General features: G+C 33.8%; 19 protein-coding genes. 3 read left to right on the top strand and 16 right to left on the bottom strand.

Annotated elements, in window-relative coordinates; translation table 11 throughout:
- Positions 1 to 46: 46 nt before the first annotated feature.
- The 4 genes from ACW9W4_RS08545 to ACW9W4_RS08530 are packed head-to-tail and all read right to left on the bottom strand — an operon-like array spanning position 47 to position 3,281.
- Positions 47 to 358 (bottom strand): hypothetical protein, encoded by a 312-nt coding sequence (locus tag ACW9W4_RS08545; protein WP_457762041.1) that lies wholly within the window; start codon positions 356 to 358, stop codon positions 47 to 49.
- Positions 355 to 1,335: a porphobilinogen synthase gene (hemB, locus tag ACW9W4_RS08540; protein ID WP_457762040.1), complete on the bottom strand. Its 981-nt coding sequence runs from the start codon at positions 1,333 to 1,335 to the stop codon at positions 355 to 357. The genes ACW9W4_RS08545 and hemB overlap by 4 nt, the downstream gene beginning before the upstream one ends.
- Before the next feature lie 30 nt (positions 1,336 to 1,365).
- Positions 1,366 to 2,631 (bottom strand): glutamyl-tRNA reductase, encoded by a 1,266-nt coding sequence (gene hemA, locus ACW9W4_RS08535; RefSeq protein WP_457762039.1) that lies wholly within the window; start codon positions 2,629 to 2,631, stop codon positions 1,366 to 1,368.
- Positions 2,628 to 3,281 carry a precorrin-2 dehydrogenase/sirohydrochlorin ferrochelatase family protein gene (locus ACW9W4_RS08530; protein ID WP_457762038.1) on the bottom strand — a complete coding sequence of 218 codons (654 nt, stop codon included), beginning with the start codon at positions 3,279 to 3,281 and terminating at the stop codon, positions 2,628 to 2,630. Before ACW9W4_RS08530 ends, hemA begins: the two co-directional genes overlap by 4 nt.
- A 102-nt stretch (positions 3,282 to 3,383) precedes the next feature.
- Between ACW9W4_RS08530 and ahbA the strand changes: the two genes are divergently transcribed.
- On the top strand, positions 3,384 to 4,400 hold the full coding sequence (gene ahbA / locus ACW9W4_RS08525; protein ID WP_457762074.1) for a siroheme decarboxylase subunit alpha: 1,017 nt from the start codon (positions 3,384 to 3,386) through the stop codon (positions 4,398 to 4,400).
- Here ahbA and ACW9W4_RS08520 read toward each other — a convergent pair.
- The 11 genes from ACW9W4_RS08520 to ACW9W4_RS08470 form a co-directional block, all read right to left on the bottom strand.
- Positions 4,397 to 4,735: a hypothetical protein gene (locus ACW9W4_RS08520; protein WP_457762037.1), complete on the bottom strand. Its 339-nt coding sequence runs from the start codon at positions 4,733 to 4,735 to the stop codon at positions 4,397 to 4,399. The two genes, ahbA and ACW9W4_RS08520, sit on opposite strands and share 4 nt — an antisense overlap.
- Before the next feature lie 7 nt (positions 4,736 to 4,742).
- Positions 4,743 to 5,741: an aldo/keto reductase gene (locus ACW9W4_RS08515; protein WP_457762036.1), complete on the bottom strand. Its 999-nt coding sequence runs from the start codon at positions 5,739 to 5,741 to the stop codon at positions 4,743 to 4,745.
- 78 nt (positions 5,742 to 5,819) lie between these two features.
- Positions 5,820 to 6,494, bottom strand: a complete 675-nt coding sequence (locus ACW9W4_RS08510; protein WP_457762035.1) for a chlorite dismutase family protein — start codon at positions 6,492 to 6,494, stop codon at positions 5,820 to 5,822.
- Between the two features lie 45 nt (positions 6,495 to 6,539).
- On the bottom strand, positions 6,540 to 6,752 hold the full coding sequence (locus tag ACW9W4_RS08505) for a DUF167 domain-containing protein (protein ID WP_457762034.1): 213 nt from the start codon (positions 6,750 to 6,752) through the stop codon (positions 6,540 to 6,542).
- A 33-nt stretch (positions 6,753 to 6,785) separates the two neighbouring features.
- Positions 6,786 to 7,556, bottom strand: coding sequence for a Fe-S cluster assembly ATPase SufC (gene sufC, locus ACW9W4_RS08500; protein WP_457762033.1), 771 nt, complete (start codon positions 7,554 to 7,556; stop codon positions 6,786 to 6,788).
- Positions 7,557 to 7,650: 94 nt separating this feature from the next.
- A complete protein-coding gene (locus ACW9W4_RS08495; RefSeq protein WP_457762032.1) occupies positions 7,651 to 8,604 on the bottom strand; it encodes a transcription initiation factor IIB in 954 nt (317 codons plus the stop codon).
- The gene (locus ACW9W4_RS08490; RefSeq protein WP_457762031.1) at positions 8,604 to 8,870 is read right to left on the bottom strand and encodes an H/ACA ribonucleoprotein complex subunit GAR1; all 267 of its coding nucleotides are present in this window, start codon (positions 8,868 to 8,870) and stop codon (positions 8,604 to 8,606) included. Before ACW9W4_RS08490 ends, ACW9W4_RS08495 begins: the two co-directional genes overlap by 1 nt.
- 74 nt (positions 8,871 to 8,944) lie before the next feature.
- Complete coding sequence (locus ACW9W4_RS08485; protein WP_457762030.1) at positions 8,945 to 9,244, bottom strand: signal recognition particle subunit SRP19/SEC65 family protein; 300 nt, start codon at positions 9,242 to 9,244, stop codon at positions 8,945 to 8,947.
- Between the two features lie 2 nt (positions 9,245 to 9,246).
- On the bottom strand, positions 9,247 to 9,630 hold the full coding sequence (locus ACW9W4_RS08480; RefSeq protein ID WP_457762029.1) for a 30S ribosomal protein S8e: 384 nt from the start codon (positions 9,628 to 9,630) through the stop codon (positions 9,247 to 9,249).
- 63 nt (positions 9,631 to 9,693) lie between these two features.
- The gene (gene scpB, locus ACW9W4_RS08475; RefSeq protein ID WP_457762028.1) at positions 9,694 to 10,269 is read right to left on the bottom strand and encodes an SMC-Scp complex subunit ScpB; all 576 of its coding nucleotides are present in this window, start codon (positions 10,267 to 10,269) and stop codon (positions 9,694 to 9,696) included.
- A gap of 14 nt (positions 10,270 to 10,283) precedes the next feature.
- Entirely contained in the window at positions 10,284 to 10,961 is a 678-nt protein-coding gene (locus ACW9W4_RS08470) for a chromosome segregation protein ScpA (protein ID WP_457762027.1), read from the bottom strand.
- A 94-nt stretch (positions 10,962 to 11,055) separates the two neighbouring features.
- Between ACW9W4_RS08470 and ACW9W4_RS08465 the strand changes: the two genes are divergently transcribed.
- A complete protein-coding gene (locus ACW9W4_RS08465; RefSeq protein ID WP_457762026.1) occupies positions 11,056 to 12,108 on the top strand; it encodes an alcohol dehydrogenase in 1,053 nt (350 codons plus the stop codon).
- 51 nt (positions 12,109 to 12,159) lie between these two features.
- Positions 12,160 to 12,909: a response regulator gene (locus tag ACW9W4_RS08460; RefSeq protein ID WP_457762025.1), complete on the top strand. Its 750-nt coding sequence runs from the start codon at positions 12,160 to 12,162 to the stop codon at positions 12,907 to 12,909.
- Here the strand turns inward: ACW9W4_RS08460 and ACW9W4_RS08455 are convergent.
- Positions 12,901 to 13,401, bottom strand: a complete 501-nt coding sequence (locus ACW9W4_RS08455) for an Lrp/AsnC family transcriptional regulator (protein WP_457762024.1) — start codon at positions 13,399 to 13,401, stop codon at positions 12,901 to 12,903. The two genes, ACW9W4_RS08460 and ACW9W4_RS08455, sit on opposite strands and share 9 nt — an antisense overlap.
- Positions 13,402 to 13,416 lie beyond the last annotated feature (15 nt).

The raw sequence follows: 13,416 nt of genomic DNA, 5'->3' as shown, positions 1-13,416 counted from the left end.
CTTTGGTAATATTTTACACAGAAAATCTGTTACAGAGTCAGGAACTTTAACCATAATCGACATATCTGTCATAACGAGTTTCGATTTCTTTGTTCTCTCCTGATTTTATTTTGGTGTATTCCTCGTTTTTTCTAAATTCGATATACTTTACAATTTCTTCAAATTCTTTACTATTTGGATAAGATGTGAAGACAGGCTCAACTAGTTGTAAATATTCCAAAGTTTTCTCTCTAAATTCTTCCCTGGTTGGTTTTTTGATGCCATTCATTCTAAACCAGACCGCAGTCCAACTGGCGCCAACTACATGTGGCAGTAAGTCAAAGGCTCTTTGAATTTCAAAACGCTCGTCGTTTCTCATGATTCTTGAAGGAATCTAGAAGCTGATTTTGCAAAATATGTTACTATCATATCTGCTCCTGCTCTCTTAATTGAATGTAAAATTTCCAATGTGATATCTTTCTCATTTACATATCCTAACTGCGAAGCTGCTTTTACCAATGCATATTCTCCAGAAACACTATACGCTGAAACTGGAACGTTGTATTTTCGTCTAGTCTCTGCAATTAAATCCAAATATGCCAAAGCTGGTTTGATCATAACTATATCTACTCCTTCTTCAATGTCTGTTTCTACTTCCATCATTGCCTCTCTAGCATTTGTATATGGAACTTGGTATGTTTTCCTGTCTCCAAACTTTGGAGCACATTCTGCTGCATCTCTAAATGGAGAGTAAAAGTTTGAACGGTGTTTTGCAGAGTGTGACATGATTGATACGTCTGTAAACCCTGCAGCATCCAATGCTTTTCGTATTGCTGAAACTTGACCATCCATCATCGCTGATGGTGATACTGTATCTACTCCGGCTTTTGCTTGACTGACTGCAATTTTTGCAAGCGTATCTAGACTTGTATCATTATCAATTTTATCCCCTTGAATAATTCCACAGTGACCTGTGGATGTAAATTGACATAGACAAACATCTGCCATGATTACTATTTTATCTCCAAATTTTTCTCTAATTTGAGAAATTGCCTTTTGAACTATTCCATTATCATCAAATGCTGAACTTCCGGCTTCATTTTTTTCAGATGGTATTCCAAATAGCATGATTGCTGGAATTCCTAAATCTATAATGGTTGCAACTTCTTCATTTACATCGCTTAATGGTAGTCTTTCAATCTCTGACATTGATTCAACTTTGATCTTTTCCTTCAAACCTTCTTGAACAAATACTGGACAAATGAAATCATTTGGAGAAAGTATTGTCTCTTGAACTAGATTCCTCATCTTCTCTGATGTTCTTAGTCGACGGAGCCGTCTAGTTGGAAATGACATGATGAAATTCTCTTTAGGTAAAATATAATCCTAGTCTGCCTCATTCTGTTTTTTATAGTTAAACAGCTTGCCTGCTAATTCTACCACATCTGGATTGCCTTGTTCTGATGCTTTTCTGATATTGTTCATTGGGGTAGACACGATACTTTCAACAACGGCTTTTGTTAGTGCTTCGATAATCTTGATTTTTTTCTCATCTGTTTCATTTAGCATTTGAAGAGCTTTTTGCAATTCTTTTTCTCGAATATTTTCAATATTCTTGAATACATCTATTACAAGTGGTTCTGCATCTAGTCTTTTCATTGAGGCTTCTAATACAGATACTTCCTCACTAATTATATTTTCAACGCTTTTCACCTTGTTTAATCTGGCATTCATGTTTTTCTCTACCATTTCTGCAATTTGATCTAAATTCATAAGTTTTACACCTCCAATAGTTGCAACTTTTTCATCTACAGTTCTAGGGTTTGATAAATCTAAAATCATCATTCCATTCTTTTTGTTTTTCATAGCTTCTGTAATTTTTTCATTTGTAACAAGAAAATATGGTGCAGTTGTTGCTACAAATATTACATCATAATTATCAAACCCTGAGAGTACTGATTCGAACTTGATTGCACTACCTCCCATTGTTTCACAAAATGTTTTTGATCTTCCAATTGTTCTACTTGTAACATCAAAGGCATAGCCACGTCTTTGTAATGATTTTGCAACTAGAGTTGAAACTTCTCCAGTTCCAATTAGTAAAACTTTTTTTGTTTTTAATTCATCAATGTTTTCTTCAGCTAATTTTACTGCCATAGATCCAACTGAAATACCTCCTGCACCAATTCCACTTGAATTTCTAATTCTGGTTCCTATTCGAATTGCTTTATCAAATAGTGTATTGAGGTGCTGACCTGATGCTTTTTCTTCTCTGGCTGATGTAATTGAATTTTTTATTTGACCTAGAATTTGGTCTTCTCCCAAGACCATCGAATCTAATCCTGATGTTAGTTTCAATAAATGGTGTAACGCATCATGATTTTCTACAAATTCTATATTTTCATCAAATACCTCTCCCTGAAGTCCTGTAATTGTGGCCCATGTCTTCTTTATCTTTTCTAAATCATATGTTTCAGATTTTCCAAATATCTCTATTCTGTTACATGTTTGAATAATTACACATTCGTCCAACCCTGAATCTTTTTTGAATTGCTCATACGCATTCTTCATATCCTTAATTGTAAATTGTTCAAGAATGTGAATTGGTGAGTTACGAAAAGTAACACGTGCATTGATGATATTTTGTTTCATTTCCAATTCCTCAATATTGTACTGACTTTCTTTTCAGCTTTTTTCATCTGACCGTCTTTAATTAACTGATCAATCTCATTATCCCTCATGATGCTACGTAGGCATTCTCGTCTTTGTTCTTGGGTATCCATTACTTCCTTTGCTAATTTCCTTGCCATTTTCTGAATTTTAATCTGTGCAACGTCTTCTTTTGTAATTATTTTTTTGAGCGCTTTTTCTGATTTTTCCTTGATCTTCTTTGACATGACTGGACTTTGCCCTCCTGTAAAAATTGCAATCTGTATCATATTTTCAAAATCAATGATTGCTGGATTAGAAAAGTCACTATCTTCTGGATTGTCTGAACTGTATACTGTGATTCCTTTCTTTTTTGCAGCGTTGATGATTTTCTGATTTATCTTTCTATCATTTGTAGTTGTAATGATCAAATTTGGTTTTAATTTTGAAATAAATTTTGTATCTACTACTTTTTGTTTTATGACTTTGATTTTTTTAGTTTTGGTTAGTTTGGTTATTTGTGAATTTATTGAATCTGCAATTATTGTAATCTCGCATTCTTCTTTGAGTAGTGAATTGATTCTTTTCTGTGCCTCATTTCCTCCTCCTATAATGACGATTATTTTGTTTTGGAGATTCAGATTAACTATCATCGATCAAAGGCACCCCAGTTTCTATTTATGTATTAAATTTCAGAGCGTGAAATACCAGCTACATTTTTAATTGAATGGTCAGGTTACTGACTTATGACTTCTATGGATGAATCTGATAAAGAACTTCTAAATGAAATCCAATGGACATTTCCTCTAGTAACAAGGCCTTTTGATGCTATTGCTAAAAAATTCAATACTACTCCTGAAGATATCAAGTCTCGTCTAAAAGAACTAAAAGAAATTGGTGTTCTAAGACAACTAAGTGCAATTTTCGATACCCGAAAACTAGGATATACTAGTTCTCTAGTTGCCATGGAGATTGAATCTGACAAATTAGATTATGTTGCAAGCCAAATCAATCGTCATCCTGGTGTAAGTCACAATTATGAACGAGATCACGAGTTTAATCTATGGTTTACATTGGCTGTTCCTCCAGGTGCTGATTTGAAAGCAGAGCTTGAAAAATTCAATGTCCTTAAAGGAATTAAAAAAGTAAGGATGCTTCCTACATTACAATTATTCAAAATTGGTGTTAAACTTGACATGGTAGATGACAAGAAACATGAAATTGCACCTAGTGAAGAGAAAAAAGAAGTTAAAAATATAGAGTTTAATCCAACTGAAGAAGATAAAGATTTTATCCGTGAATTACAAAAAGACATGGATATTATTGATGAGCCATTTATCCTTGCAGCAAAAAATCTTGGGATGACTGAAAACGAATTATTTGAAAAAATGAAACACTATGAAAATATTGGAGTCATGCGAAGATTTGCTGCAATCTTGAGACATAGACAAGTTGGGTTTACTGCAAATGGTATGATTGTATGGAAAGTTCCTGAAGATAGAATTAAACAAGTTGGAGAAACATTAGGCTCATTCCCACAGGTAAGTCATTGTTATGAGAGACCTACATATGCTGATTGGCCTTACAATGTTTTTTCCATGATTCATTGCAAAACTCATGATGAGGCATATGAGGTGGCAAAAACAATTCAAGGACAAATCAATGTAGATGAGTACAATATTCTTTTCAGCTCTCGTGAATTCAAAAAAACACGTGTTGAATATTTTGTAGAGAATTCCTTTAATTTAGAAGAAACACTTTCAGCATCTTAGATCTCATTTTTATCGTGTCCTACGACATGAATTGTACAAAAGTATTGATCATTCATGTTGCAATAGTAGGTTGAATCATCTCCACATTCTTTACATGGTGGTTTTTCATCTAACTCTGATAATTTAGTGTGGTATAGTTTACTTCTAGTTGTGATGTTTGAATTTTTGTAGATTCTTGTAATGTTGGAGTAATATTCTAATTCTTCAGGATTTAATTTCTGCTCATTTTTTATCTTTTTAATCATAGATTCCCATTTTTTGTATTTGCCAATTTTGGCTAGTTTCATTCTTTCAATAATTTCAATGGTCTTTTCTGAATCTATGGGGGTATCCATTTACAAATTAACTTGCTTGCGGTGTTGCTTTTAATTCGTATGGAGGCCAAGAATTGTACAACTCTTCAACTTCTTTCATGTCGGAGTCTGAGATGTATTTGCCATCTGACATTTGGGCATAATTTACAATCTCTTCTTCACTGATCATTGTTGGAAGTACTGTTGCAAATCCTTTCTTAGTCATCATGTGTTTCATTGCAAATTCTGTAATGGTTAGACCATTTCTGTCCGCAATTGGTTTGAATTGTTCAACTTTTTCTAATGATGCTTTGAGCCATTCTCTTTTTCTAACTGATCTATGATCATTGTCATCAAATTTTGTATCTGCATTAACTTTCCCTGTTAAAATTCCTGATGCTTCTGGAACTCTAACTAATATCCCTACATCTTTCTCTTCAGCTTTTTTCATTAATTCATTCCCTGGTGTCTGCTCTAAAATATTGTAAACTGTTTGAACTGCACTGATATTTGGTTTATCCATTGCTTCCAATCCTTCCTGTGTCCATCCAATTGCTGGACCTAGAGCAATTTGATATGTTTTGATTGAACCGTCTTCGATAAAACTATCAAGTAAATTGTATATTGAATCATCTCTTACATCTTTGAGCTTTGGATTATGCACTCCATACATGTCAAGATGATCTGTTTGTAATCTCTCTAAACTATTCCTTAGTGCCATTCTAGTATAATCTTCATCAAATTTTTGTGGAAGTTCTTTGTGTCCAATTTGTTCGACATCTCTAAAATCATAACCATATTTTGTTGAAATAACAACTTCGTCCCTCATGTCTTTGAAGACCTCACCGATTAATTTCTCACTTAATCCTTTACCATACAAATCCCCTGTTTCAAAGAAATTAATTCCGACATCATAAGCTTTTTTGAGCATTCTTTTTGCTTCGTCTTCTTCAATCTTTTTGCCCCACCAATCAAGAGCAATTGCCCATGCTCCAAATCCTATCTCTGAGATTTTGATATCTGTTTTCCCTAGTTTATTGTATTTCAAAACTGTCTTCTGATCTGAAATTTCATCATTTATGTTTATCCAAGATTTGCACCTATGATTTTAAAATTATTTGATGGATTATCCTAAACTGGAAATCAGTGGGACTAGGTCTTTTTTAACACATACGATCATTGGAATGTCATTTTTTACATATGTTGAGACTTGAGTTTCTCGCAAATCCATGATCAAGTCTTGAAAATCTCTGATATCATCTACTTCAAATGCTAACATGAAATCTTCATCATGTATTCCAAAAGAGTATGTGGTGTTGAGGACAATCTGTGGGTATTTTCTACTTACTTCGATATGTTCATCCATAATTTCTTGACGCTTTTCTTTAGGAAGTAGATACCATTCTCTTGTTTTTGTAAATGGGTAAACTACGACGTGCTTTTTTGGATCATTTCCTGTAAGAAATCCGTGCACTTTTTGTTCTTGTACGTATAGAGAAGGTCTTGTGCATGACAAATATGTCCTTGATGGAACAATGTATTTTCCAAATACAGTTTTGTAAATTTTTTCAATGACTATTTGAATTTCTTCAACTGTTTTTGCTGCAAACCAGAATAGAAAATCAGCATCATCTCTTAATCCTAAATTAGAATATGTTCTATACATAATCCCTGAATTATTCATTACATTTTCCACCTCTTTTGCAGACTCTTCTTTTGCAAGGTCTGCCATCCATCTCCATTTAGGATCCACTTTGAAAAATGAGAAATTAAAATAATATTGATTATCTTCTTCTGACATATCAATCTCAATTTTGAAACCCTATTTAAACAAAAACTAGATTCTCTACTGTGAAATTTCTATAATTTTTTCAGATGTTTTATGTCCTGACTTTATTTGTACAAGTGCCGTAGATATTTTGAAATGTTTTGCAATTTTCTTAATGATTTCTTTGTTTGCCTCTCCTTTAATCGGCTTTGATTTTATTCCAATTGTAATTTCATCATTAATTATTTCTAAAACATCTTTAGAGAATTCAACATGTACTTTGTATATCAATAATTTTTTAGAATATTCTTTAGTTAAAATTGATTAGGCTGATTGTTCTAAAGCCCATTCGTATCCTTCTGCTTCAAGTTTGTCTGCAAGTGATGCATCACCTGTTTTCAATACTTGACCTCTGGCAAATACGTGAACAAAGTCTAATTTGTCTAAGAATTTTAAAATTCTGGCATAGTGAGTAATGATGATAATTGTTGCATCTTTGTCTGCAACTTTGCTGATTGCTTGTGCAACTGCTTGTACGGCATCAATATCTAATCCTGAATCTGGTTCATCTAAAATTGAAATTTTTGGTTTCAATACTGCCATTTGTAATACTTCGGCACGTTTCTTTTCTCCGCCAGAAAATCCTTCATTGAGATATCTTGATAGGAATTCTTCTTTTAATCCAACTTTTTCTAAATTTTCTTTAAGATATTTTTGAAATTCTCTAACTGTGATGAATACTTCTCTGTTATCTCCCTCCATTGCTTTACTTAGAGAGTTGTATGCTGTTCTTAGAAAGTGAGAAAATCCTACACCTGAAACTTCAGTTGGATATTGAAATCCTAAGAATAATCCTTTCTTTGCTCTCTCATCTGCTGATAAATCTAAGATGCTTTCACCATTTAACAAAATATCTCCTTTTGTAACTTCGTATTTTGGGTGTGCAAGTAATGTGTATGCTAGTGTACTCTTTCCTGAACCGTTTGGTCCCATAATGGCATGTACTTCGCCTGGGCCTGTTTTCAAATTGACCCCTTTTAGAATCTCTTTACCTTCTCTAGATACGTGAAGATCTTTGATTTCTAGTACTGCCATGTTTCGATTTGTTTTGATTCTCTATATAATACCGACGAAATTTAGCTAATCCTAACCGTGATGATAAATAATAAAATGAAAAAGGGGGGTGTAATTAGTTGGCCAGAGATGGTCTCAAAGTAATTTTGAGCTTATAGCATGTTAGAATCTCTTTACATCTATTTCTGATAGTGACCTCTGTAACTCCTGCAATACTTGAAACGTCTCTTTGTAGGACATTTTGACCAAGTAGAACTGATGCTACATACAGATATGCTGCGGCTATACCATTTGGTGCCTTTCCGTCAGCGATGCTGCTGTCTTTAGTTTTCTCAGCAATTTCTAAGGCTAGTCTTTCAACTCTTACCTCAGTCTGTGTCATATTTGCTATCTTTGAGATGTATTTGTCCATGGTTACAACTGGGGCGTGTAGATGTCCCATTTCCATTACCATGGTTCGATAGTATCTAGCTGCAAGTTTTGTTTTTGATTTAACATCTTTTGCTGGACAAATTCCTCGGCAAATTTCTTCTAATGATCTTACTACTTCACATTGTTTGCATGCCATGTAAATCGTAGCTGCTGTAATGCTTACTACTGATTTTCCCTTTACATCCACATGTCCATCCAAGTTTCTGTATATCATAGATGAGGTTTCCAAAACATTCTTTGAAAGATTTAGACTTTCACATGTTTCACCCATTTTTGTTAAAACATTTGCTAATCTTCTTTCTTTTGGTGAGGAAACTCGTACTCTTTGTTGCCACTTTCTGAGATTGTTCATTTGATTTGCGACACCGTGGTTGATTGTTTTTCCACTATAGTCTTTTGAACTAATTGATATCTCAGTAGTTATTCCCAAATCATGTTGGGAATAGGTTGTTTGTCCTGTTGCTCTTGCTAGCTTCATCTTGTCTTCGAAGTTTGAGCTTATTGTTTCTGGACCAAAGTCTGCAATCTGATCATCGACTACTACGCCGCAACCAGAGCAGATTATTTCGCCATTCTGCATGTCATCTACTAATGTAGATTTACATTCAGGACAGTTTTGTTTTTCTAGTATGTTCATTATTTTTTTCTCCTAAATCTTTTTGGTTTATTAGCAGGTGATTCTTGATCAACGTAAACTTGTTTGCCGATGTATTTTTTGATATTATTTGTTAATGGCGTTGCTGATGCATACGGCCTTTTTACTGGACCTATCAGTTCGTTTACTTTTGCAACTCTAGTTCCCGTTTTGTCACAGAGTATCTGTCCTTCAACTAATTCTGTTGATAGTTGAATGATTACCCTGCCACTACCGGCTAGGTGCATTATTTCGCCTACCTCCTGCAATTAGAATTACTAATGATCGTAGTCTTATCATAGACTTCTGTCAACTTTACTTTAGCTAAGAGCTAGAATTCATTTTATTTGGATTGCTTTGATCTTTTTGCCACTAACTTTTCTGAAATTTTGTTTAGTATTTTTGTCTTGGAGGATCCTTTTGGTATGATGACATATCCTGACCTTACAAATGGTCTTTTAGGAAATCTTACCTTGTCATCTGATTCTGTAATTTCAAATCCTCCGGCCTTTGTTGCATCCATCAATTCTTTTAATGAAGGATCAAAAACACATTTTTCTAAACCAACTCTTCTACCTTTAGATTTTTTTAAATTCTTGTTGAAATAATCCAACCAGATTACGACGTGCTCGTAATCTTTCATGTTTACTCCTTTACTAAAATTGCGTTAACGATTCCGTTTTTTCCTGGTTTTGAAACAACTCTGCATTTGCCTTCTGCTGTTTCAAGAATTGCACCTTTTGTAATGATGCCGCGTCTTTGATAATCATTGTTTGTAGCATTTTCTAATACTTTGATGATTTTTGTTTTCTTTACTTTAGCTTCACCTGTTGCTAAATTTACAAAGTCAATTGATTTCAAAGCTGTCTTTAGATTATTTCCTCTAACTCTTCTAGTTACTGTAACTTGAGCTCCATTGATTGGCTCATTTGGATATCTATCAGTTTCATATTTTCTTCTAATTCTAAGTGGAACTCTTCTACCACCAGTAATTTTACTGGTTGCTAAATTCTCTACGGATTTTCTCACGAATGTTCTCTAAATTACTCTAATTTATACAAAACGCAAAAAATTAGCCTTGAGTTAAAATTTTCAGTTAACTTCTGATGCGACAGGTGGTGTTGGAGTTGATTGTCTACTGGCAGTTTTTCTTACTTTGGAGAATAGTCTTTGTTTTAGATCTTCTACATCTCCTTGAATTCCAAAGTATTTTTGGAATTTGTCCGTTGTTGAAAAAATTTTCATTCGTCCTACGTTTTGACTAGAGATGTAGTCTAGTTGTCGTAATTCTTTGAGATGTGCATATACTCCAGATCCTCTTGTTTCAACAAGTTGTTTTGATGAGATGGGTTGCATGTATGCAATGTATGATAATGTTTTGAGTGTTGCATTTGGTAACACTGGTTTTGATGCATATCTTTTGACAGTTGAACTGTATTCTGGTTTTAATTGCATCACATATGATCCATCTGGAAGTATTACAATTTCTAATGCCTTGAAAGCTGACTTTGTCTTTTTCATAATGCTCTCAAGTAGGCCAAGTGTTTTTGTTCTAGATTCTGTGCCTGAAGCTCGTACAATGTCTTCAATTCTAAGTGGCCTACCTGCAGAATATAGTGCTGATTCTATTCTTGCTGTAGCCTCATCTAAATTCTCAACTTTTACCATTTTTTCACCTTTGATTAATTTGTCAATTCATCTTTCATGACGATAATTTTGATGTCATCTTCTGCTTGTTCCAAGTCTACTTTTTGGTCCCTTGCCAAAAATAATGCTGCAAAGAAACATCTGATAGAGTCTACTTGATCAAGGTCTGCGATGATGTCTTGTAATAATCCAAATCCTGCAGCAGCTATTTTTTTCATAATTAGATCTTCGTATTTTCCAATGATGCTTTCAAGTGATATGAAAAATTCTTGAAAGTCTGGTGCTTCAATTGGTTCAATTTCTAAATGCCTGTTTCGTCTGGATTGTGGATTTGCAATTGTACCTATGAGATTTTGTAATAATCCTAACAAATCATCTAGTGATACTGGATATGTGGATTCATGTCTATATGGAATATCTATTAATTCGATATCTACATCCGTTCTTTGATGCATTGGTTTTTTCTCCATTGCTGCTTTTTGTAATGCAAAAATACTTTCTACTTTCATTCTGTAAATTAATGATGATGATAAAGCGGCCATTCCTGCAACTTTGAGATCTTTCTTTCCTGTTTTTTCAAGAATTTTTATTAATAAATTCAAAATTTGAATTAAGTCAATTTCCCAAACGTCTTTTTTAACAACTGATGATGGGCTAAAGAGAATGTTTACTGGTTCCTGAGAAATGCTGTTGGGTGTTTGTGATTCGCTCACATACTTTATCTTTGACTATTCAATAATATCTAAGGGCTCTACTTTTTTCTCACATCCAGTCAACTCTTATATTGTTAGTGTGGAAAAGTGAACTATGAAATCTGCTCGGATCTTGGGCCCAAATGAGCCTCTTGCAGTCTCTGAAAGTGATACCCCAAAACCTCAAGGTACACAAGTTCTAGTTAAAGTAAAATCAGTTGGTGTATGTCATAGTGATTTACATTTGTGGGAAGGTGGATACGATCTAGGTGATGGCCAATTTATGAAAGTCACCGATAGAGGAGTAAAATACCCTGTAACGCCTGGCCATGAAATTGTGGGATCTGTTGAGGAGATTGGAGATTCTGTTTCTGGAATTTCAATAGGAGATCAAGTTTTAGTTTTTCCATGGATTGGATGTGGTGAATGCCCTGCTTGTAAAGTAGGGAATGAAAATCTTTGTGATACCCCAAGATCTATGGGTGTTTTCCAAGATGGAGGTTATTCTGATTATGCGTTAATTCCTGATTCAAAATATTTGGCAAAACTTGATGGTGTTGATCCTGATGCTGCTACTTCACTTGCATGTTCTGGACTTACTGCTTACACTGCCATCAAAAAAGCAAACCAAAATTCACCTGAGTTCATTGTAATTGTTGGCGCTGGTGGCTTGGGATTGATGGGTGTACAAATTGCATCGGCAATCACTGATGCTAAAATTATTTGTGTTGACTTGGATGATAAAAAATTAGAAACAGCAAAAGAGATGGGTGCTCATTTCACAGTAAATTCCAAAGATCCTGAAACAGCTAAAAAAATAATGTCTATCTGTAATGATAAAGGTGCAGACAGCGTTGTTGATTTTGTTAATGCCCCTCCAACTGCAAAATTAGACTTTGCAATTCTTAGAAAACGTGGTAATCTGGTTCTTGTTGGATTATTTGGCGGCTCTATTGAATTATCCCTTGTAACCATTCCTCTAAAATCTATTATCATTCAAGGTGCATACACTGGAAATTACACTGATATGGTGGAACTGCTTGATCTTGCACGAAAAGGTACAATTAATCCAGTAATTTCAAAAAGATATTCTTTAGATGAGGCAAACACTGCTCTTGAAGATCTCAAAGCCCGAAAGATTATTGGGCGTGCTGTGATAAATCCATAGTTCATTAGGCTGCTACAAAATTTTATAACAGAAAAAAATTGAGTGTTACTATTGGATACTAAAACAAGTTGCGAGATTGCATTAACTCATCTTAAAAATAAACAATTCATTACTGCTCATAATCTTTTTCTAAACCAAGCTGAATTAATAAAAAAATCAGACCTTCTAAAGTCTGCCTTGTTATTTATGTTAGCAAGTGAATGCAGAAATAGACAAGGGAAGAATTCTGAAAATGAAATTAAACAGGCAAGTGATTTATTTTTAAAATATTCCAAAGCAAAAGATTCTACAAATGTTAAAGGTGCTTTACTGTGTGCATCAAAATGTCTTCTAAGTTTAGGTGAGTTTGAGAAAGCTAAAGTTGCATATCAAAAAGCAAAATTAATGTTTCAAACACCGATCTCTATTACTAGACCAATTGTAATCATTGATGACAGTAAATCAATTGCAATGAAACTAAAAACATATGCAGAAAAATTGGGCTATTCTGAAATTCATATTTTTGAAAATGGAAAAGACGGAGTAAAGGGTTGCAAAAAACTATTTTCTGAAAATAAGACCCCTGTAGTTTTACTTGACATGGGATTGCCTGATTTAGAAGGCGATGTTGTTGCTACAAAATTATTAAATGAAAAAATCGACTTACAAATTGTAGTAATTACTGCTGATGAGAAAACAACTACTCGTGTTAACAAAACTATTAGTTCTGGTGTTTCTGCATTTATTCAAAAACCCTTCACTCTTGATGAAGTTAAAAAAGCTATGGATATTGCAGAATCTGAATATTCATTACTACAATAACAACAATGACATGTTCAGAATGTTTACATCTTTGATGTCAATCTCATTTATTCTATAATCAATTAACTCATCTGAAAATTTCTCTACAATTTTTTGAGATGTGTTTGTTTTTTCTGAATTTATTTGTAATAGTACAAGCATGTTCCATTCCCCTTCCATGTTTGATATGAGTAGATAATTATCCATTTTTAAAATGAAATCTTTGATTGAGTCTTTTACTGCTTCAAGTGATTTGGATGGCTTTAATTTCATTAACACTGCTTGGTATTGATTAATTCCTGATACGTCTGTTAGAACTGCTTTGTATCCTTTGATGATGCCGCTTTTTTCTAAACGTTCTATTCTTTTTCTAATTGTTCTATCTGAAACATCATCACCTGATTTTTTTAATTCAGATGCAATTTCTTTTGATGGGGTCCTTGCATTATTGTTAAGAATCTCAATAATTTTTTGATCAACCTTGTCTAAATTTGACCATGCATCTTCACTCATATTGTTTCAAATATG

This window comes from Candidatus Nitrosopumilus sp. bin_7KS, from assembly GCF_054095835.1.
This window is presented reverse-complemented; position numbering and strand designations above follow the sequence as displayed.